General features: G+C 60.2%; 18 protein-coding genes. 10 read left to right on the forward strand and 8 right to left on the reverse strand.

Annotation, left to right across the window (positions count from 1 at the left end; all coding sequences use genetic code 11):
• Nucleotides 1–197 precede the first annotated feature (197 nt).
• Both FHT71_RS28735 and FHT71_RS28740 read left to right on the forward strand, forming a co-directional pair.
• A complete protein-coding gene (locus tag FHT71_RS28735) occupies nt 198–566 on the forward strand; it encodes an Hpt domain-containing protein (RefSeq protein ID WP_007792209.1) in 369 nt (122 codons plus the stop codon).
• 198 nt (nt 567–764) lie between these two features.
• Nucleotides 765–1,085: a 2Fe-2S iron-sulfur cluster-binding protein gene (locus FHT71_RS28740; RefSeq protein WP_132593172.1), complete on the forward strand. Its 321-nt coding sequence runs from the start codon at nt 765–767 to the stop codon at nt 1,083–1,085.
• 291 nt (nt 1,086–1,376) lie between these two features.
• Here the strand turns inward: FHT71_RS28740 and FHT71_RS28745 are convergent, their stop codons facing one another.
• Entirely contained in the window at nt 1,377–2,003 is a 627-nt protein-coding gene (locus FHT71_RS28745; RefSeq protein WP_007792217.1) for a DUF922 domain-containing protein, read from the reverse strand.
• A 91-nt stretch (nt 2,004–2,094) separates the two neighbouring features.
• On the opposite strand from FHT71_RS28745, the gene folP reads away from it, so the two are divergent.
• The 3 genes from folP to folK are packed head-to-tail and all read left to right on the forward strand — an operon-like array spanning nt 2,095 to nt 3,843.
• Nucleotides 2,095–2,967: a dihydropteroate synthase gene (folP, locus tag FHT71_RS28750; protein ID WP_132593170.1), complete on the forward strand. Its 873-nt coding sequence runs from the start codon at nt 2,095–2,097 to the stop codon at nt 2,965–2,967.
• A complete protein-coding gene (folB, locus tag FHT71_RS28755; protein ID WP_007792223.1) occupies nt 2,964–3,332 on the forward strand; it encodes a dihydroneopterin aldolase in 369 nt (122 codons plus the stop codon). Before folP ends, folB begins: the two co-directional genes overlap by 4 nt.
• Nucleotides 3,325–3,843, forward strand: a complete 519-nt coding sequence (gene folK, locus FHT71_RS28760; RefSeq protein WP_132593168.1) for a 2-amino-4-hydroxy-6-hydroxymethyldihydropteridine diphosphokinase — start codon at nt 3,325–3,327, stop codon at nt 3,841–3,843. The genes folB and folK overlap by 8 nt, the downstream gene beginning before the upstream one ends.
• 51 nt (nt 3,844–3,894) lie before the next feature.
• Here folK and FHT71_RS28765 read toward each other — a convergent pair whose 3' ends face one another.
• The 4 genes from FHT71_RS28765 to FHT71_RS28780 all read right to left on the reverse strand — a co-directional run bounded on the left by FHT71_RS28765 (nt 3,895) and on the right by FHT71_RS28780 (nt 7,784).
• Nucleotides 3,895–4,446, reverse strand: a complete 552-nt coding sequence (locus FHT71_RS28765) for a hypothetical protein (protein ID WP_183723005.1) — start codon at nt 4,444–4,446, stop codon at nt 3,895–3,897.
• Nucleotides 4,447–4,656: 210 nt separating this feature from the next.
• On the reverse strand, nt 4,657–5,736 hold the full coding sequence (locus FHT71_RS28770; RefSeq protein WP_132593166.1) for a TIGR01620 family protein: 1,080 nt from the start codon (nt 5,734–5,736) through the stop codon (nt 4,657–4,659).
• On the reverse strand, nt 5,733–7,208 hold the full coding sequence (locus FHT71_RS28775; protein WP_132593164.1) for a YcjX family protein: 1,476 nt from the start codon (nt 7,206–7,208) through the stop codon (nt 5,733–5,735). The genes FHT71_RS28770 and FHT71_RS28775 overlap by 4 nt, the downstream gene beginning before the upstream one ends.
• 78 nt (nt 7,209–7,286) lie before the next feature.
• Nucleotides 7,287–7,784, reverse strand: coding sequence for a histidine phosphatase family protein (locus tag FHT71_RS28780; protein ID WP_183723007.1), 498 nt, complete (start codon nt 7,782–7,784; stop codon nt 7,287–7,289).
• A 272-nt stretch (nt 7,785–8,056) separates the two neighbouring features.
• Here FHT71_RS28780 and dksA point away from each other — a divergent pair, with 272 nt between their 5' ends.
• Nucleotides 8,057–8,476, forward strand: coding sequence for an RNA polymerase-binding protein DksA (gene dksA / locus FHT71_RS28785; protein ID WP_007532954.1), 420 nt, complete (start codon nt 8,057–8,059; stop codon nt 8,474–8,476).
• 72 nt (nt 8,477–8,548) lie between these two features.
• On the opposite strand, the gene FHT71_RS28790 is transcribed toward dksA, so the two are convergent.
• The gene (locus tag FHT71_RS28790; RefSeq protein WP_132593162.1) at nt 8,549–9,562 is read right to left on the reverse strand and encodes a flagellar biosynthetic protein FliO; all 1,014 of its coding nucleotides are present in this window, start codon (nt 9,560–9,562) and stop codon (nt 8,549–8,551) included.
• A gap of 287 nt (nt 9,563–9,849) precedes the next feature.
• Here FHT71_RS28790 and FHT71_RS28795 point away from each other — a divergent pair, with 287 nt between their 5' ends.
• Nucleotides 9,850–12,450 (forward strand): PAS domain-containing sensor histidine kinase, encoded by a 2,601-nt coding sequence (locus tag FHT71_RS28795; protein ID WP_132593160.1) that lies wholly within the window; start codon nt 9,850–9,852, stop codon nt 12,448–12,450.
• Nucleotides 12,451–12,528: 78 nt separating this feature from the next.
• A complete protein-coding gene (locus tag FHT71_RS28800; protein ID WP_183723009.1) occupies nt 12,529–12,927 on the forward strand; it encodes a hypothetical protein in 399 nt (132 codons plus the stop codon).
• A 50-nt stretch (nt 12,928–12,977) separates the two neighbouring features.
• Here FHT71_RS28800 and FHT71_RS28805 read toward each other — a convergent pair whose 3' ends face one another.
• Together FHT71_RS28805 and FHT71_RS28810 are read right to left on the reverse strand one after the other, a co-directional pair.
• A complete protein-coding gene (locus FHT71_RS28805) occupies nt 12,978–13,904 on the reverse strand; it encodes a pseudouridine-5'-phosphate glycosidase (RefSeq protein WP_132593156.1) in 927 nt (308 codons plus the stop codon).
• Between the two features lie 28 nt (nt 13,905–13,932).
• The gene (locus FHT71_RS28810) at nt 13,933–14,877 is read right to left on the reverse strand and encodes a carbohydrate kinase family protein (RefSeq protein ID WP_007800240.1); all 945 of its coding nucleotides are present in this window, start codon (nt 14,875–14,877) and stop codon (nt 13,933–13,935) included.
• 241 nt (nt 14,878–15,118) lie between these two features.
• Between FHT71_RS28810 and recA the strand changes: the two genes are divergently transcribed.
• On the forward strand, nt 15,119–16,207 hold the full coding sequence (recA, locus tag FHT71_RS28815; protein WP_007800243.1) for a recombinase RecA: 1,089 nt from the start codon (nt 15,119–15,121) through the stop codon (nt 16,205–16,207).
• A gap of 154 nt (nt 16,208–16,361) precedes the next feature.
• On the forward strand, nt 16,362–19,022 hold the full coding sequence (alaS, locus tag FHT71_RS28820) for an alanine--tRNA ligase (protein WP_183723011.1): 2,661 nt from the start codon (nt 16,362–16,364) through the stop codon (nt 19,020–19,022).
• The last annotated feature ends 283 nt before the right edge of the window (nt 19,023–19,305 follow it).

Genomic DNA, 19,305 nt, shown 5'->3' on the forward strand with positions numbered 1-19,305 from the left:
CAAATCCCCTAGCATTAAGGGCTTGTTAACATCATTTAATAAATGTGTGGCTTTAAAAACCAAAGAGTTAGGGGTGTTTAACAGACGTTAACCATAACCCGAGAAATCCGCCCTGAATGTGCCGGAATTTAACGCGATGCCCACCCGGCGCCCGCACGATCATAGAACGGCGGGATAGATGACGGGAGAATTGGCACATGGCAGCAGTCAGTATTGCGTTTGCGGCACCCGACAATTGCAAGGGTCCACGCCCTTCGCAGGAGCGTCCGGTAGATCTGGTGCATCTGGCAAACCAGACAATGGGCGACAAGAGCCTGGAAATAGAAGTTCTGCAGATGTTTGCACGGCAGGCACGAGCTTGCCTGCAGGAGATATCATCCGGTAACGCGAAAATCGTTGAGGCCGCAGCGCACCGCCTTAAGGGTGCCGCCGGCGCCGTGGGCGCGTTCCGCGTTCATGCAGCTGCGGAGGCGCTCGAGGGCAATTGCGGCGATGCGGCCACGATGGCGGCGGTCGGTATCGCGGTGATCGAAGCCGAGAACTTCATCCTCAAGCTTTGCCGCTGAGCCGTAGGGTCAGATACGAGACCCGCTGATCCATTTCGGGGCAGCGGGTCTTTTTGTGACTGTCGGCATGGCGCATTTTGACAAGCGCGTTGCTTCCCAATCTGGAATGAAAGGTATCGGGCGGTCGATGTTGACTGCCTCGACGATTTGTTGGAAGAAAAATCCAGACCCTCCCATTGACGACTACCGGAAATCATTATGCCCAAACTGACCATTGTCGCCTTCGACGGCACGCGCTTCGATCTTGATGTCGATCAGGGATCGACCGTTATGGAAAATGCCGTGCGCAATTCGGTGCCGGGCATCGAGGCCGAATGCGGCGGCGCCTGTGCCTGCGCGACCTGTCATGTCTACGTCGACGACGAGTGGACGGATCGCGTCGGTCCGCCTGAGGCCATGGAAGAAGATATGCTCGATTTCGCGTTTGACGTGCGTCCGACGTCGCGGCTCTCCTGTCAGATCAGAATGAAGGCAGCCCTGGATGGGCTCATCGTCCACGTGCCCGAGCGGCAGGCCTGATCCACTGCACTTCCCAAAAAAAGCCTCGCTGGCCGTTAGACGAGCGAGGCGAGGTAGGCGCATTACCTACGGACGAGGGAGGATCATCCGCGGCTTCGCAACGCGCCAGGAGAACCCAGGAGCGAAAGTTCGGGCTTACGGACCTGAACTTTCGAATGTTTGAATATTACCGCGTTGTAGTTGATTTAGCTAGACCGAGAAATAACCACTAAAACACTGGGGCGACTGCAGTTTCACACAAGTTTTGTTACGCGGATAAACTTCTGTGATCGTTTTTGACCTAAGAATCAGCTATCTTACGCCGCCGGATTTCTTTAGCCGGTGGTCGAGCAACCTCATCATGCGATTCTGGAAATTGGCGGCTTCGACTCGGTCGAATCGGGCCTGCAGCCGATCGTGTTCCTCGATGCCACGCGTCGATACCTCGGTAACGAGCTCCTGCATGCGTTCGCAATTGGGTTGTGGAGGCAGGGCGAGAATCTGCTTTTCCATGACGCGCGCCTGGTTTCGCGCGATCTCGGCATGGCGTTCTTCGTGGCGCTTGATGTCGCTCGAGAGTGCATCCCAGATCATCGAGAGCTGTTTGCTAGCACCTTTACGGTTGGTCCAGCGCGGCAGGATGATCTGCGTATGGACCGTCACCTTGGCATTGCCAACCTTGCACTTGCCCCCTGCCTGGACATAGGTGGCATCGCCGCCGAAGCGGATTTTGGTCGCGCCGGGATGGCGGGCCGACGACCCGCTAGCCGTCGGTCCATTGGAGCTCAGCTGTTGATCCAGCTGATCTGCGGTTTTGCCCCCGATCGCGAAGTAGGAGTAGCTCTTGGTCGCGATGACGGCGGCAGAGGCCGGCGCGCACACCAAGACGGTCATGGAAAAGCCGAGCAGGAGGGGCATATAACGCGGTACGGAAAGCATTCTACAGATACTCAGGTTGAAGTTTGCCGGAGCTTGGGGCATAGGCACCGCTAGCGCAATATCGTTGACGCTTTTTCAATCGATAGGATGAATGCCATTGGCACAGCTTCGGAGCAGTTTCTGGCGCGTCGGGCATGGTCGTGAGATCGAGCTGGGCGCACGTTCCGTGATCATGGCAATCGTCAACGTGACGCCGGACTCCTTCTCGGACGGCGGGCGATACGAGACGGTTGATGCCGCCGTTGCGCATGCGCTCCAGGCCGCTGAGGAGGGAGCCGAGATTATCGATATCGGCGGCGAATCGACACGTCCCGGCGCCGATGTCGTCACTCCCCTGGAAGAGCAGGCACGGGTGTTGCCGGTGATCGAGGCGCTGCGCGGCAAGACAGATGCATTGATCTCGATCGACACCTATCGGGCCGAGACGGCCCGGCTTGCTGTCAGCGCGGGAGCGCATGTTATAAACGACGTGTTCGGGCTGCAGAAGGAACCGGAGATCGGAAAGATCGCTGCCGATACCGGTGCAGGCCTGTGCCTGATGCACACCGGTCGAGAAAGGGAGAAGCTTCCCGATGTGATCGCCGACCAGTTTCTCTTCCTTGAGCGCTCGCTCGAAATCGCAGCGGCCGCAGGTGTTGCGAAGGATCGCATCGTGTTGGATCCGGGCTTCGGCTTTGCGAAGGATACTGACGAGAACATCGAGCTGATGGCGCGTTTCGGCGAACTTCACCGCCTTGGACTACCGCTGCTTGCCGGGACATCACGCAAGCGTTTTGTCGGCGCCATCACGGGCAGAGAGGCCGCCGATCGGGACGGGGGAACGGCAGCGACGACCGTGCTGCTGCGTCTCTCCGGAGCGGTCATTTTTCGTGTACACGATGTCGCAATCAACAGGGACGCTCTGGCCATCGCTGATGCTATGCTCGCGGCGCGCTATAGCTTGGAGCAAGGACACTCGGCATGAGCACCACTTACACAATCACGCTTCAGAACTGCGCCTTCTTTGCCCGCCACGGCGTTCATGACGAAGAGGAGTTCCTCGGCCAGCGTTTCTTTGTGGATGCCGAACTCGACGTCGTCGCCGGCGATGCCCTGGAAAGCGATTCCATCAATGACACGGTCAACTACGGCATTGCCTTCACCGTGATCGAGGAGATCGTCACGGGCAAGCGTCGCTACCTGATCGAGGCGCTTGCACTTGATATCGCAAAAGGACTTTGTTCGAAGTTTCCGCAGATCAAGCGTGCAAAAATCACGGTCCGCAAGCCGAACGCGCCGGTGCCGGGCGTTCTGGATTTCGTCCAGGTGAGCGTCGAACACTTTGCCTGAGTCCCTTTTCAAGACCGCAACGCTTGGCCTTGGCGGCAATCTCGGCGAGCCTGTCCATGCCATGGCCGTCGCACTGAGAGCGCTTGACCAGCGATCCGATTGCCGGGTGGTAGCCGTGTCGCGGCTCTACCGTACGCCGCCTTGGGGCAAGACCGATCAGTCCTATTTTTTCAACGCTTGCGCCGCCGTCGAGACGACGCTTGGCCCGGAGGCGCTTCTCGATGTCTGTCTGGACATCGAACGGGGGATGAAACGAGAGCGCATCGAGCGGTGGGGGCCGCGCACGCTGGACATCGATATTCTGACCTATGCCGACGCGGTGCAGTCCGCGCCGCGGCTGGAACTTCCTCACCCGCGGATGACGGATCGCGGTTTCGTGCTGATGCCGCTGGCCGACTTCGCGCCGGATCTGCTGGTCGAGGGCGCAACCATTCGCGACTGGCTTGCCAAGGCTGATGTACAGGGGATCGACCTGGCCGAGGCAAGCACTGACTGGTGGCGTACGGCTTAAAAAAGCAAAAGCGGCGGGAAATCCGCCGCTTGCGGAAATCAGTATTGAGAACTATTCGACAGAGCCGACGGTGATTTCGTCGACTTGGCGCGCGAGCGTCAGGCCAATAACAGGGATCATCTGGCTTTCGACCTTGACCGAAACGGTAACGTTCATGGTCTTGTCGTCTCGTACACGAGCGATCATGGCGCCGTTCAGCTTGGAGCGATTGAGCCCGACGACCACGGTATCCTGCGTCACGGCACCCGATACGACGTCGAGTCCCTTACCATCGGCGCCATCAAGGAACTTGCCCTTGTAGGAGTTGCCCGACTGGGTGATGAGGGCGGTCATCGGCTGCTTGAAGACGCCGACCCTGCAGCTTCCGTCGAGCTTGATGCCCGCACCGCCCGCGCTCACCGGTTCGCCTACGAGATTGCAGGTGAATTTCGTGCCTTTATACTTGCCAGCAACGATCTCGCCGGGGCCTCGCCAGGTGCCGGCGACAGACTCGAAGAAGGCTTTGTCACGTGTTGCCGCTGTTGCGGACGGAGCCATGTCAGCAACCGGTGACAGCGCCACCGCAGCGAGCCCGAAAAGAAGAAGAAACTTGCGCGAATACATGGATTTTCCCTAGCGACACCATCGCTTAACTGCTGCTAAGTTTTGCCGAATAATGGTTAATGGTTGGTTTCCTCCTAGCCAAAAAGCGCTGAATGGCAGGGTGTTTCTCAGTTGGCGGTGGGCGAGACCGGCGCGCTAGCGCGTTGAATTCATGGGAAGTATTTCCACATGTCGGTTGGCGCATCGTAAGCGCGACAAAACTGTCAATTCTCAGGAATTCCTATCACGCGATGTCATGGACGGCGCAAGATCCCCAATGAAGTCGCCGATTCCCGGACGTTTGAGGGCATGGAAGGAAAGGGGGCGGCAGAGATCCATGGCAGCGATTCCTATGCGGGCGGTCATCAGGCCGTTGATGACGCCTTCGCCGAGGCGCGCCGACAGCTTCGACGCCAGTCCATGGCCAAGCACTTGCTGCACGAGGCTATCGCCAACCGCGATCGAGCCGGTCACGGCAAGATGCGCCAGAACGTCTCGCATGAGCCTGACCATGCCGAGCGTACCCGGCCGACCGCCGTAGAGTTCCGCCATCGCGCGAACGAGTCGGGCAGCTTCATAAAGTACGTAGAGCAGGTCGACGATGGCGCGCGGACTGACAGCGGTGACGATGGATACCCGTTTCGATGCATTGACGATAAGGGCCCGCGCCTGCCGATCGAGCGGTGCCAGAAGCTCCCGTTCCGCGAGCGCGATGAGATGCGGCGCGTCGACGATATCGCCCTCTGTCGCTTTCAGCGTGGCGCGGCCCTTGGCCGTCTCGGGCTTGCCGGAGAGCAGGGTTTCCAGCCGCTTGACCAGCGCGCGCGCCTTCGCCGGCTTAGTCTCCACCATGGCGGCCTCGGCTTCCGTCTTAATCGCCTGCACGGCAGTCAGGCGCATTATCCCGGCTGTCTCACGGATAACGATGGCGATCACCGCCAGAATGCCGATTGCGAGGGCTGCAAGGGCGGCATAGCCCAGCCAATCCGCGCGGCCGAAGAGATTGCGGATAAGGCTGTCGGTCCAAAGGCCGAAGGCAAGCGAAAAGAGAACGCCGAACGCGGCTGCCGCGATTTTCGCAAACGAGGTGCCGCGCTTGCGCGGGACCGCGACCGGAATTGGAGGGACATCCTTGTCGGGATTGAGGAAAGGATCGTCCTCGTCAGCGGTCAACACGATATCGTCCGTGAAGCTACCCGGTCTTCGTTGGCCACGGTTGGTTTCGGTCGTCGGCCGCGCCAGTGCGTCCTCCTCATAGGAAAAGGCGGCCGGCGCGCGGTGTACTGGATGTTCGGATGGTGGCTTGATCATGCGAGGCGATCTCCGAACAGAAACTGCATGGCACGGTCGAGGCGAATATGCGGGACCGAAAGCTTGATGCCGCCGCCTGTCTCTTCAAGATGTGGCGGGCGAAAGCGTACGACACTGACATCGGGCAGGGCGAGGTTACGGTCTCCGGATTCTATGCGCTCGAACAGGCTCTCCGGATCTTCCGGCAGGTCGCCGGGAAATATCGCCGTCTTCTTGAGGCCGTCAAAGCATTCTCCGCCGATGGCCTCACCCTTCATCGGTATACCGACAATAACCGGGAGCTCATGGCCGTCGTGTTTCACGGTCGCTTCGCGCGTGGCGCGGACCGAGGCAAGTGCCATGACGTCAATGCCTGCGCCTGCCATACCAATGCGATGCACGGCACGATCGACCAGGCGGCGGGTAAGTGCGTCGAGCCGGTCATGGCTTTCATGGTGCAGGTGGTCGGCCTTCGTTGCGGCGACGAGTACGCGATCGATACGGCGGCCAAGCAATGACGACAGCCAGGAATTCGTGCCCGGACGAAAGCACGCCAAAACGTCCGTCAGGGCTCGCTCGAGGTCCTGTACTGCCTCTGGGCCACGGTTGATGGCCTGCAGCGCATCGACGAGCACAATCTGTCGGTCGAGGCGGGCGAAATGCTCGCGAAAGAAAGGCTTCACCACGACCGATTTATAGGCCTCGTAGCGCCGCTCCATCATCGCCCAAAGCGATCCTTTTTGCGGTTTGGCCTCCGGCGGAGGCGTGAGCGGCGCAAAGGTAAGGGCGGGCGAGCCATCAAGATCGCCGGGCAGCAGAAAGCGGCCAGGCGGAAGTGTGGAGAGCGAGCGTTCGTCGGCTTTGCAGGCCTTGAGGTAATCGGCAAAAGAAGTCGCGAGGTCGCGGGCGCGCATTTCGTCTGCCGGAGCGTTAACGTCCGTGGCGTGGGTGAGGGCTAGCCAATTGCGCGAGAGTTCTGCACGAATGCCCGTCCCCGCCAAGGCGATCGTCTCCTCGCAGAACGTGCGGTAGTTCTTTCCGAGCAAAGGCAGGTCAAGCAGCCATTCGCCGGGATAATCGACGATATCGATCGACAGCCGACCCGGCGAGAAGAGACGGTTCCAGCCGCTGGCACTTTGATATTCGAGCGTGATGCGCAGTTCGGATATCGCCCGGGTTGAATCGGGCCATACCCGATCCTTCACGAGAGAGCCGATATGATCTTCGTATTGGAAGCGCGGCACGGCATCATCCGGTTGCGGCTCAAGCCGCACCGCCGAGACACGACCGGACTGCACAGGCTCGAAGAGCGGCAAGCGGCCGCCGTGCAGAAGATTGTGGACCAGAGAGGAAATGAAGACGGTCTTGCCGGAACGCGAGAGGCCGGTGACGCCAAGGCGCACGGTGGGATTGATAAGGCCCGATGCCCGGTCAGCAAGATTGTCCAGGGCAATGCGTGCGTCGTCGGAAAAAGAGGTCAGGCTGGGTGGCAAGGCGGAATTCCGGTTCTAATCGTGACAAGCCATATAGGAACGGCAAGCCGACGCGAAAAGACGTTCCGCGAAAAGACCTTAGTCGATCACCAAATCAACGAGGCGCCAGCCTGCCAACCTGCCGTCATAGTCCAAAACCGCAAGACCGGCTGTCGGAAAGCCGGTCGGCAGTGCCTGACAAAGCGCCTCGTGGCCGATCAGCGCTTCCAGCGTTTGCTCCATGGTCGGGTTGTGGCCGACGAGCATCACCGAGCCGACCGCTTCTTGCGCATCGATGATCTCGAGATAGATGTCCGGTGAGGCATTATAGAGTTCGTCGACGAATCGGAGGTCGAGCGTCGAGCCCATCGCCCGGTGCACTGCATCGGCCGTGTCCCGGCAACGCACCGCTGTCGAACTCAGAAGCAGATCCGGCCTATAACCCTTGTCGGCCGCCTTGTCGGAGACGATCTCGGCGTCCGCATAGCCTTTCTCGCTCAGCGGGCGGTCGAAATCACGTTGTCCGGGCGCGGCCCAGGCAGCTTCGGCGTGTCGCAGCAGATAAATCCGGGAAGGCAGAGGTGTGATTGCGGCCATAGAAAACCCATGTCGAAGGGACTTTTTCAGTAGCGGGTGAGCGGCCCGCGCGTCAACCGTGGCGGCAGGTGTTGCCGCCAAATCCGAGGTAGGAAAGTGCGCGGTTACCAGGAGGGGAATATGCGCCCGGCGGAATAATGGTGAGAAAATAGTCTGTTAGCTAAAAAATATGACAGATTTAAAAAACTGTTTACCTAGCGTATTTGGCTTGAATCATCGGTAGTGCTCGCGATATACACCCGCCAGATGAGATGTTCTTCAGGAGAATCGCGTTGAGTGAGAAGATCGATCTTAGCAACTATGTACCCTCGGAAGAGGAAGAGTTCATGAACGGCAATCAGCGGGCTTACTTTAGAGCCAAGCTGGTCGCCTGGAAGAATGATATTCTCAGAGAGGCGCGCGAAACCCTCGACCACCTGGCGGAGGAAAGCGCAAACCATCCGGATCTTGCCGACAGGGCATCGTCCGAAACCGACCGGGCTATCGAACTGCGTGCCCGCGACCGCCAAAGAAAGCTGATTTCCAAGATCGACGCAGCACTGCAACGTATCGAAGACGGCACCTACGGCTATTGCGAGGAGACCGGCGAGCCAATCGGCCTCAAGCGGCTTGATGCTCGACCGATCGCAACGCTCTCGATCGAGGCCCAAGAACGGCACGAGCGCCGAGAAAAGGTCTACCGGGACGAATGAGTCCCGACATGCTGACAACGAAAAGGGCACCGTGGAAGCCGCGGTGCCCTTTTGCTTTGTTCAGTCGGTCCACTATTTATCGCGATTAACACTCATCTCCCCGAAGATGCGCGCGACCTCGTTTTGAAGGGCGGCGTCGGCGCCGGTAAGCGGCGCCATCTCAGGGTCCCGGCGCGGCAGGTTCCCGGGCGGCGGAGCGGGTCTTGCAGCAGGCGCCTGTGGCGCCGGCACGATGCGCTCGGCGGCAAGTGTACTCGTCATTTCTTCCTCGAGAATGCGCTGGAAGTCGCTCGGCTGCGCAGCAGGCGTCAGCGTGCCAACTTCGACGAATGCCGACGAGGGTTGTACGGGCGCGGGCGTGCTCCGGACGGAGGGCGGGGTGGCCTGCGGTTCGATGCGCTGTTGCGGCAACACGCGCTGGCGGGCGGAATCGAGGATATCTGCGGCAACCGAGGCCTCGATCGGCGCACGCGTCTGACGCGGTTCCGGTCGGGGCTCGAAGGACGGCGCCGGGCGCGGCGCACGTTCACGTTCGGCGATAACAGGCGGAGTCGAGGGCGGCGTGGCGACAATAGCCGGCTCGGGGCGGGCTTCGATCGGCGCGCGTTCGGGCACGTAGGGTTCGACCGGCGTGTGGATGTGGGCCGGCGGCGCGTGCTGGGGTTCAGCCGGTGCGATGCGAACAGGCGCTGGCGCTTCGGGCGTCGCTTCGAGCTGCGGCGGTATCACGGGGACAGGAACTGGAGCCGGAGCCGAAGCTGATTGATCCGCCGTCTCAGGCGATACAAGCTTGTCGACAGGTTCGCCAATCCGGCTCTCGATGACGATATCGGTCGGTCCGCCGATCATGATAAGGTGTTCGACGTCGTCTCTGCGAACGAGGACGAGGCGTCTGCGTGCATCGACAGCGGCCGCATCAAGAACCTGCAGCCGCGGCTGGCGATTGCGGCCGCCGCGCACAAAGGGCGAAGGCGCGCGGCTGCGCATGATCCAGAGCACGACAATCAGCAGCAATAGAGCTATGCCGACGCCACCGGCGGCAAGAAGGAAGCGGCTCCCATAGGCTCCCATGAGATCATCGAACATCTTGGCTTACTCCCTTCGCGGTTTTGAACCACATGGCGACTTTACCACTTCGTAGACAAGTCCCGATGGCCTTGTCCAGTCATGCCAACCCGAAGTGGAATTCGAACATGCTTTCTTAACAACGCATTTTAATGGCGAAATTGGCGCTCTTCGTTGTGAATTCAATCAGTCTTCACAGAGACCGGTGTTTTTGCAGAGACTGCAAATTGGTAAGAAGGAAAAGGCGCCTGATTCCTGCTTTGTCTCCCTGTTGCGAGTGAAGCCCGGCAGGCCATGCGAGGGAATAGATGACGAGACCGCGTCAGGCCGACGATTACAGCGAACCGCTCTTGGACCGCGGGGGCCGCACAGGCACGGCTTTGCGGATCATTCTGCTTGCGCTTGTGCTGATCGGCGCAGCCGCTGCGTTCGTTGTTTTCAAAAGTTCCCTCGACAACGAAATGGTGCTCGGCGTTCTCGGCGTGCTTGCCATGGTCGGGATCTTCTTCCTCGTGTCCTCGGTGATCGGTTTTATCGAAGTCATGCCGCAGCGGCAGTCCGACAGCCTGGCGCGCGCATTCTTGAACAGCCACCCCGACGGGTCGCTCATCACTGATGAGAAGGGTCGCATCGTTTATGCGAATGCGGCCTACGGCGAACTGACCAGTGCCCGCAAGTCGACTGAGGTTCAGACACTTGAAGCGCTCCTGTCGCGTCATCGAGAGTCGAACGAGGCGCTCTATCGTCTCTCCAACGGCCTGCGTGAGGGTCGGGAGGGCAGCGAGGAATTCCGCCTGTTGCGATCGCTTGGCCCCTCGACGAACGGCGCCGGGGCGCATTGGTATCGCCTGAAAGCGCGGGCTCTCCACAGCGAGGAGATTGGACGCAAGCCGCTCCACATCTGGCAGATCAGCGACATCACCTCGGAGCGCGATGATCAGGAGCGGTTCTTCAAGGAATTGCAGAATGCGATCGACTATCTCGACCACGCGCCGGCCGGGTTCTTTTCCGCCGGGCGCAAAGGTGAGATTTTCTATCTCAACGCAACGCTGGCGGAATGGCTCGGCATCGATCTCACCAAATTCGTCCCCGGTTCGGTAACGATCGGCGACTTCGTTGCGGGTGAGGGACTTGCGCTCATACAATCAGTGCAGGCCGATCCAGGCCTAAAGAAGACCGTGACACTGGATCTCGACCTGAAGAAGATGAACGGTCAGAGCCTGCCGGCACAGATCGTCCACAGCGTGACGTCGATGCGCGATGGCGCGCCCGGAGAAAGCCGGTCGATCGTGCTTACGCGTCAGAAGAGCGGCGAGAGCGATCAATCCGCCTCGGCGGCCGCGATGCGGTTCACCCGTTTCTTCAACAACACGCCGATGGCGATCGCCTCGGTGGACGGCGAAGGCCGCATCCTGCGGACGAATGCACCGTTCCTGAAGCTGTTTTCCGGGATGGTTTCCCGTGATGACGTAGAGAACGGCGCTTTGCTCGAAGTCATTGTTCAGGACAGCGACAAGTCGAAGCTGCAGCAGGCGCTTGTGGCGGCAAAGGACCGGCAGGGCGACATCCCTCCGATCGACTCTCGCACGCCAACGGACGAAGCCCGCCATTTCCGCTTCTACGTCAATGCGGTGATCGACCAGAGCGACGAGGCACCGGAAGAGGCTGCGATCGTCTATGCCGTGGAGGTGACGGAGCAGAAGGCGCTCGAAGCGCAGATGGCACAGACTCAGAAAATGAACGCGGTTGGCACGCTGGCCGGCGGCATTGCGCACGACTTCAACAACGTTCTGACGGCCATTCTGCTCTCTTCCGATCATCTGCTGCTGCAGGCGAGACCCGCCGACCCTGGCTTTGCAGACCTGATGGAAATCAAGCGCAATGCCAATCGTGCCGCAGTGCTCGTTCGGCAACTGCTGGCGTTCTCGCGCAAGCAGACGATGCGGCCGACGGTGCTTAATCTGACCGATGTGGTGGGCGACCTCAGGATGCTGGTCGACCGGCTGCTATCCGGTACGAATGTGAAGCTTGACGTCGAGTATGGCCGCGATCTCTGGCCTGTTAAGACTGACCTGTCGCAGTTCGAGCAGGTGCTCATCAACCTCTGCGTCAACGCGCGCGATGCCATGCCGCAGGGCGGCAAGCTGACGCTTCGCACGAAGAACGTGACGGCGGAAGAGATCGCAGCATTCAATTACTCCTATATGCCGCACGAGGACATGGTCCTCATCGAGGTCTCGGACAACGGGACCGGCATTGCGCCTGAGATCATGGACAAGATCTTCGAGCCCTTCTTCACGACGAAGGAGGTCGGCAAGGGAACGGGTCTTGGTCTCGCGATGGTTTACGGCATCGTCAAGCAGTCGGGTGGCTATATTCAGCCGGAGTCGGAAGTCGGCAAAGGTACGACTTTCCGCGTCTTCCTGCCGCGCCACATTGTCGAGCCAGCCGTTGCGGCGGAAGGTGATGCCGTCACGCCTGCGATCGGCGCGCCCGGCGAACAGGCACCGGCACCGGCGCAGCAAGCCGAGGATCTGACCGGATCTGCCGTCATTTTGCTGGTCGAGGATGAGGAAGCAGTGCGTCGCGGCGGCAAGCGCATGCTCGAGACCCGCGGCTACACGGTTTACGAGGCCGGATCTGGCGTCGAGGCGCTCGATATCATGGACGAGCTCGAAGGCAAGGTCGACATCGTCGTCTCGGATGTGGTGATGCCGGAGATGGATGGTCCATCGCTGCTGCGCGAACTGCGCAAGAATTATCCTGACCTGAAGTTCATCTTCGTTTCGGGCTATGCCGAGGATGCATTCGCACGCAACCTGCCGCCGGATTCCAAGTTCGGCTTCCTGCCGAAGCCGTTCTCCCTGAAGCAGCTTGCCGTCGTCGTGAAGGAGACGCTCGACAGCTAGTCGGTACCTAGAGTTTTAGCCTTTTTTGAACCCATCCTCAGCGATCGTTTGTTATGAAATCGCAACCTGGAGGAGAAAATGCGCTGGAAGCTCTTTGCCATCCTGGTGGCCGTGTCGTATGTCTGGGCGATCCTGACAGGCTTTAATGGTGTGCCGCGATCGCAATTCAGGATGGTCGGCGATGCATGCATCGGTCTTTTCGCCACAATAGGCGTTCTGCTTTACGCTTTTGAACGCAGTTGCTCAGCGAGCAATTTTGGTCGTGATTTTCACGATTGTACTTGGTTTGGATTTGCTTGTGGCTGGCAGTTTTCCTTGTCCGCTTCGCAATCTTTTACGGCGCGAATACCGACTTGCTGTCCGCGAAAAAATGGTTGTTCTATTGTTCGGTTATTCGGCGCTTTTGTGGAGCTTCGATTCGACTCCTTTCAGTGGCTGGCTCTTGCCCGTCATGCGAAGGGCGAAATGCTCAAATGACGATTGCGGAGTCGGCCGTTAGGGAGGCGCTGGAACGCCCCCTCAAACGATCATCCCGCCAGCGCGACGGCAATTTCTGCCGCCAATCTCGCATTATTTTCGACCAAGGCAATATTGGTCTTCAGGCTCTGGCCGTCGGTCAGGTCAAAGATCGTGCTGAGCAGGTAAGGGGTCACTTCCTTGCCGCTGATCTCGTCGCGCTCGGCGCTGTCGAGGGCGCGCTCGATGTAGATTTCCATTTCCTCCCGCGGGATCTCGTCTGCCTCCGGCACAGGGTTCGCGATCAGCATGCCGCCATCGATGCCGAGCTGCTCGCGCACCGTCTGGAAGTTGGCGATTGCGGCTGGGCTGTTGAGCGTCAGCGGACTGCGCAATCCCGACGCCCGCGACCAGAAGGCGGGGAATTCCTCGCTCTCGTAGGTCACAACGGGCACGCCCGCGGTTTCCAGCACCTCCAGAGTCTTCGGAATATCCAGGATTGCCTTGGCGCCGGCGCAAACGACGATGACACCGGTGCGGCTGAGTTCCTCGAGGTCAGCGGAGATATCGAAGCTTTCTTCGGCGCCTCGGTGGACTCCGCCGATGCCACCGGTGGCGAAGACCTTGATGCCGGCACGCTCGGCGGCGATCATCGTAGCTGCCACGGTCGTCGCACCATGACGACGCTCGGCGACCGCGAAGGCGAGATCGGCGCGCGAGACCTTCAGAACATCCTTGGCCTGCGCCAGCTGCTCCAGTTGCTCGGCTTCGAGGCCGATATGCAGCGTCCCGTGAATGACCGCGATCGTTGCCGGGACCGCGCCCTGCTCACGAATGATCGCCTCGACGCTGCGGGCCATCTCGATGTTGCCGGGGTAGGGCATGCCATGCGTGATGATGGTCGATTCGAGCGCCACAATCGGCGCGCCGCGCTGCTTGGCGCTTGCGACTTCCTTGGAATAGGCGATCGGCAGGAGGGGGGAGATCGGTTTCGTCATTGTCTCTTCCATTTCGTCGGTATTGCCTTCAATGCAAAATTCTCGCCGGCGGAACAAGGGAAAGTGTCTTCCTCACCAAATCCGGGGAGAGGTTTTCATTGACGGCGTGCGGGGACTGTACCGTAAGAGCTGCGGCAGCGGCGCCTTCCCGCACCGCATCGGCCAGGGGAATTCCGCGCATAAGCCCGGAAATAACGCCGGCCGCGAGCGAGTCGCCGGCGCCCGTGACATCTGCGACGCCTTCGAGGTTTACCGGCTGCAGGGCAACGACGCGGTGATCAGCAAAGGCAATCAGCTCGCGTTGGCCGCGCGTGACGACGCCGCCACGCAAGCCGATGTCACCCAGCAGCGACGGCCAATGCGACGGGTCATTGGGCCGTTCGCCAGTCAATGCGGTGGCTTCAGCCTCATTGAGGAAAAGATAGTCTATCCCATCGATGCACGGTTTCAGCTTGATCGCCTTGGCCGGCGAGATTGCGATCGCGCCCACCGGCTTGCCGAGAGCCTTAGCGCGCTCGACGATCGATGCCATCGTCTCCGCCGGCAGGTTGGCGTCAAAGAGGATGAAATCGGTCGCGGCAAAGGCATCGCGGACGGCACGGATCGAGAGCCGGCGCGGCATGAACATGCGGTAGAGATCCATGTCGGCAAGCGCAATCACCAGGTTTCCATCGTTCTCGATGATTGCGGTGTAACTGGGCGTCTTCCGATCCAGGAAAACGAAGGGGCGGTCATGAACGCCTGCGAAATCGGCCGCCTCGCTGACCGCCTCGCCGATCGGATCGCCGCCACGGGGCGAAATCATCGTCACGTCGAAGCCCAACCGGGCCAGGTTGCGCGCTGCATTGAAGCCACCGCCGCCTGGCTCCTCGAACCATGACCCCGGATTGCTGGCACCGGCCACCGTGTCGCCGGAAATGCGTCCGCGCCTGTCGATATGGGCTCCGCCGAGGACAAGAATCTTCTGCTTCATTTCATCGCCCTGCATCCGCCAAAAGACACGAATCGTCCCGCCGTCGCTAGCAGGTTGGCGGCGACTGCCCTATCTTTAAGCCGTTGCTTTCCATCACTAAAACAAATGTAGAACACGGGCTATTTTACCTTTTTCTTTCAACTGTTTGAACGGCGCTTGCGCAATGAGAACAAATGCGGTACAAAATCGACATCGGCGGCGACATTGCTTGAGCGGCTTCAATAACCTAAAGGTGGATCGAATGTCACAGAATACATTGCGGCTTGTAGAGGACAAATCGGTGGACAAAAGCAAGGCACTTGAAGCGGCACTCTCACAGATCGAGCGGTCGTTCGGCAAGGGCTCAATCATGAAGCTCGGCTCGAACGAGAATGTCGTCGAGATCGAAACGGTTTCGACAGGTTCTCTCGGGTTGGATATCGCGCTCGGCATCGGCGGCCTTCCCAAGGGCCGCATCATCGAGATTTACGGACCGGAAAGCTCGGGCAAGACGACGCTCGCGCTGCAGACCATTGCGGAATCGCAGAAGAAGGGCGGCATCTGCGCCTTCGTGGACGCAGAACATGCGCTCGATCCGGTCTATGCCCGCAAACTTGGCGTCGATCTGCAGAATCTCCTGATCTCGCAGCCGGATACAGGCGAGCAGGCGCTTGAGATCACCGACACGCTGGTGCGTTCCGGCGCTGTTGACGTTCTCGTCGTCGACTCCGTTGCAGCGCTGACGCCGCGTGCGGAAATCGAGGGCGAGATGGGGGACAACCTGCCGGGTCTCCAGGCGCGACTGATGAGTCAGGCGCTGCGCAAGCTGACGGCTTCGATCTCGAAGTCGAATACCATGGTGATCTTCATCAACCAAATCCGCATGAAGATCGGCGTCATGTTCGGGTCGCCGGAAACGACGACCGGCGGTAACGCGCTGAAGTTCTATGCCTCCGTTCGCCTCGATATTCGCCGCATCGGCGCGGTGAAGGAGCGCGAAGAGATCATCGGCAACCAGACGCGCGTCAAGGTCGTCAAGAACAAGATGGCGCCTCCCTTCAAGCAGGTCGAATTCGATATCATGTATGGCGAAGGCGTTTCCAAGACTGGCGAACTGGTCGACCTCGGCGTCAAAGCCGGTATCGTCGAGAAGTCGGGCGCCTGGTTCTCCTACAACAGTCAGCGCCTCGGCCAGGGCCGTGAGAACGCGAAGCTTTTCCTGCGGGACAATCCGGATCTCCTACGCGAGATCGAGACGGCACTTCGTCAGAATGCCGGTCTGATTGCGGACCGCTTCCTGCAGAATGGCGGCCCTGATGCGAACGACGGAGACGAGGCCGCAGACGGCTAATCGTCTGAAGGTTTCAAACAGTTCAAGACCGGCCGCATTCCTTGATCAGAATGTGGCCGGTTTTGTTTGTCTGCTGGACAGTGGTTAAGGCGAGCGATAAAAGCCACTGGATTTAAGTTTTGACCTGCCTTCCGGCAGCATTGAAGGGCATAGCATGAGCGGTGTGAATGATATCCGGTCGACCTTCCTCGACTACTTCAAGAAGAACGGCCACGAAATCGTTCCGTCGAGCCCGTTGGTGCCACGCAACGATCCGACACTGATGTTCACCAATGCCGGCATGGTGCAGTTCAAGAACGTTTTCACCGGCCTTGAGCAGCGGCCGTACAAGACGGCCTCGACCGCCCAGAAGTGCGTCCGTGCCGGTGGCAAGCATAACGACCTTGATAATGTCGGCTATACCGCGCGCCATCACACCTTCTTCGAGATGCTCGGTAACTTCTCCTTTGGAGACTACTTCAAGGAGCGGGCGATCGAGCTCGCCTGGAACCTGATCACCAAGGAATTTGCTATCGACGCCAAGCGGTTGTTGGTCACAGTCTACCATACGGACGACGAGGCCTTTAACCTTTGGAAGAAGATTGCAGGGCTGTCGGACGAAAAGATCATCCGCATCCCGACCAGCGACAATTTCTGGGCGATGGGCGATACCGGCCCGTGCGGCCCATGCTCGGAAATCTTCTATGACCACGGCGATCATATATGGGGCGGACCTCCCGGCTCGCCTGAGGAAGACGGCGACCGCTTCATCGAGATCTGGAATCTCGTCTTCATGCAGTACGAGCAGGTCACGAAGGAAGAGCGCATCGACCTTCCGCGGCCGTCGATCGACACGGGCATGGGTCTGGAGCGCGTCGCTGCCGTCCTGCAGGGCAAGCATGACAACTACGACATCGACCTGTTCCGCGCGCTGATCGAGGCTTCGGAAGAAGTGACAGGCGTAAAGGCAGAGGGCGAGCGTCGTGCAAGCCACCGCGTCATTGCCGACCACCTGCGTTCGTCGGCCTTCCTGATTGCCGATGGCGTGTTGCCCTCGAACGAAGGCCGCGGCTATGTGCTTCGCCGCATCATGCGCCGCGCGATGCGGCATGCCGAGCTGCTCGGTGCCAAGGAGCCGCTGATCTGGAAGCTGCTGCCGACGCTAGTCCAGGAAATGGGGCGAGCATATCCGGAACTGGTCCGCGCGGAATCGCTGATCTCCGAGACACTGAAGCTTGAGGAAACCCGTTTCCGCAAGACGCTAGAGCGTGGCCTTTCGCTGCTCTCCGACGCGACTACGACCCTCGGCAAGGGCGATATGCTCGACGGCGAGACGGCCTTCAAGCTCTATGATACCTACGGCTTCCCGCTCGACCTGACGCAGGATGCGCTTCGGGCCCGCGAAATCGGCGTCGACATATCAGGCTTCACCGACGCGATGGAGCGTCAGAAAGCCGAAGCGCGTTCGCATTGGGCCGGCTCCGGCGACAAGGCCACAGAGACGATCTGGTTCGAACTCAAAGAAAAGCACGGCGCGTCGGAATTCCTTGGCTACGACACCGAGACCGCAGAAGGTGTCGTTCAGGCCATCGTGAAGGACGGTGCTTCGGTCGCTTCTGCGTCCGCTGGCGATAAGGTTCAAATTGTCGTCAACCAGACGCCGTTCTACGGCGAGTCCGGCGGCCAGATGGGTGACACGGGCGTGATTACTTCCGATACGGCCAAGATCGAGATCACGGACACCCAGAAGAAGGGCGAGGGCCTGTTCGTCCATATCGGCACCGTTGTCGAGGGCACGGTGAGGGCGAGCGAGCCGGTTGCGTTGACGGTCGACCATGCGCGTCGCTCGCGCCTGCGGGCAAACCACTCGGCCACGCACCTTCTGCACGAGGCGCTGCGCGAAGTGTTGGGCACGCATGTCGCACAGAAGGGCTCGCTGGTCGCGCCCGAGCGTCTGCGCTTTGACGTTTCGCATCCGAAGCCGATGACGGCTGACGAATTGAAGGTCGTCGAGGACATGGCAAATGAGATCGTGTTGCAGAATTCGTCGGTCACGACCCGCCTGATGAGCGTCGACGACGCGATTGCCGAAGGCGCCATGGCATTGTTCGGCGAGAAGTACGGCGACGAAGTGCGCGTCGTCGCCATGGGCCAGGGCGTGCGTGGCGCCAAGGCGGGCAAGCCCTATTCGATCGAGCTTTGCGGCGGCACGCACGTCGGCGCGACCGGTCAAATCGGTCTGATCCGCGTTTTGGGCGAAAGCGCGGTTGGCGCCGGCGTGCGCCGTATCGAGGCGGTCACCGGCGAGTCCGCGCGCGAATACCTGGCGGAACAGGACGAGCGCGTCAAGTCGCTCGCGACGTCGCTCAAGGTGCAGCCGGCCGATGTTCTTGCTCGCGTCGAGGCGCTCATGGATGAACGCCGCAAGCTCGAGCGCGAATTGGCCGACGCCAAGCGCAAGCTTGCAATGGGCGGCGGACAGGGCGGTCCTGCCGATGCGGTCCGTGATGTCGCTGGTGTGAAGTTCCTCGGCAAGGCGATCTCGGGCGTCGATCCCAAGGATCTCAAGGGGCTTGCCGACGATGGCAAGGCGAGCCTCGGTTCCGGCGTCGTCGCACTGATCGGCGTGGGCGAGGACGGCAAAGCGAGCGCAGTCGTTGCGGTGACCCCGGACTTGACGGACCGGTTCAGTGCCGTCGATCTCGTTCGCGTCGCGTCGGCTGCTCTTGGCGGCAAGGGCGGCGGCGGTCGTCCCGATATGGCCCAGGCGGGCGGGCCAGATGGGGCAAAGGCCGACGAGGCGATCGAGGCTGTGGCGGTCGCGCTGGCAAGCTGAGCGAACTAGAGTTCGCACGAAACTCTTTGGAAGGCGGGGCTGGTCCCCGCCTTTTCGTTGTGCGCCCAGCATGAGCGCATTCTTGTGGGTGGAAGTCCCACCGTAAGCTGGTCATGGCGAGCGAAGAGAAGCGCAACTGCGGAAGGGCGACCGAACGTGGAGAGGAAGCGTGGATCGCAACTGCGGGCCGATGAACAAGAACCGGATATGAGGCGATGCCGACCAGGGCGAGCGGGCAACATACCGCGAAGCTCTTGTGACCAAGGGTCGGTGGCGTAAATCC

It is taken from the genome of Rhizobium sp. BK060 (assembly GCF_014193145.1).
Lineage (GTDB): Bacteria > Pseudomonadota > Alphaproteobacteria > Rhizobiales > Rhizobiaceae > Rhizobium.

Coding starts and splice junctions, on each gene's coding strand:
- FHT71_RS28735 (WP_007792209.1), top strand. CDS start 198: ATGGCAGCAGTCAGTATTGCGTTTGCGGCACCCGACAATTGCAAGGGT.
- FHT71_RS28740 (WP_132593172.1), top strand. CDS start 765: ATGCCCAAACTGACCATTGTCGCCTTCGACGGCACGCGCTTCGATCTT.
- FHT71_RS28745 (WP_007792217.1), bottom strand. CDS start 2,003: ATGCTTTCCGTACCGCGTTATATGCCCCTCCTGCTCGGCTTTTCCATG.
- folP (WP_132593170.1), top strand. CDS start 2,095: ATGCCATTGGCACAGCTTCGGAGCAGTTTCTGGCGCGTCGGGCATGGT.
- folB (WP_007792223.1), top strand. CDS start 2,964: ATGAGCACCACTTACACAATCACGCTTCAGAACTGCGCCTTCTTTGCC.
- FHT71_RS28765 (WP_183723005.1), bottom strand. CDS start 4,446: ATGTATTCGCGCAAGTTTCTTCTTCTTTTCGGGCTCGCTGCGGTGGCG.
- FHT71_RS28770 (WP_132593166.1), bottom strand. CDS start 5,736: ATGATCAAGCCACCATCCGAACATCCAGTACACCGCGCGCCGGCCGCC.
- FHT71_RS28780 (WP_183723007.1), bottom strand. CDS start 7,784: ATGGCCGCAATCACACCTCTGCCTTCCCGGATTTATCTGCTGCGACAC.
- FHT71_RS28790 (WP_132593162.1), bottom strand. CDS start 9,562: ATGTTCGATGATCTCATGGGAGCCTATGGGAGCCGCTTCCTTCTTGCC.
- FHT71_RS28795 (WP_132593160.1), top strand. CDS start 9,850: ATGACGAGACCGCGTCAGGCCGACGATTACAGCGAACCGCTCTTGGAC.
- FHT71_RS28800 (WP_183723009.1), top strand. CDS start 12,529: ATGCGCTGGAAGCTCTTTGCCATCCTGGTGGCCGTGTCGTATGTCTGG.
- FHT71_RS28805 (WP_132593156.1), bottom strand. CDS start 13,904: ATGACGAAACCGATCTCCCCCCTCCTGCCGATCGCCTATTCCAAGGAA.
- FHT71_RS28810 (WP_007800240.1), bottom strand. CDS start 14,877: ATGAAGCAGAAGATTCTTGTCCTCGGCGGAGCCCATATCGACAGGCGC.
- recA (WP_007800243.1), top strand. CDS start 15,119: ATGTCACAGAATACATTGCGGCTTGTAGAGGACAAATCGGTGGACAAA.
- alaS (WP_183723011.1), top strand. CDS start 16,362: ATGAGCGGTGTGAATGATATCCGGTCGACCTTCCTCGACTACTTCAAG.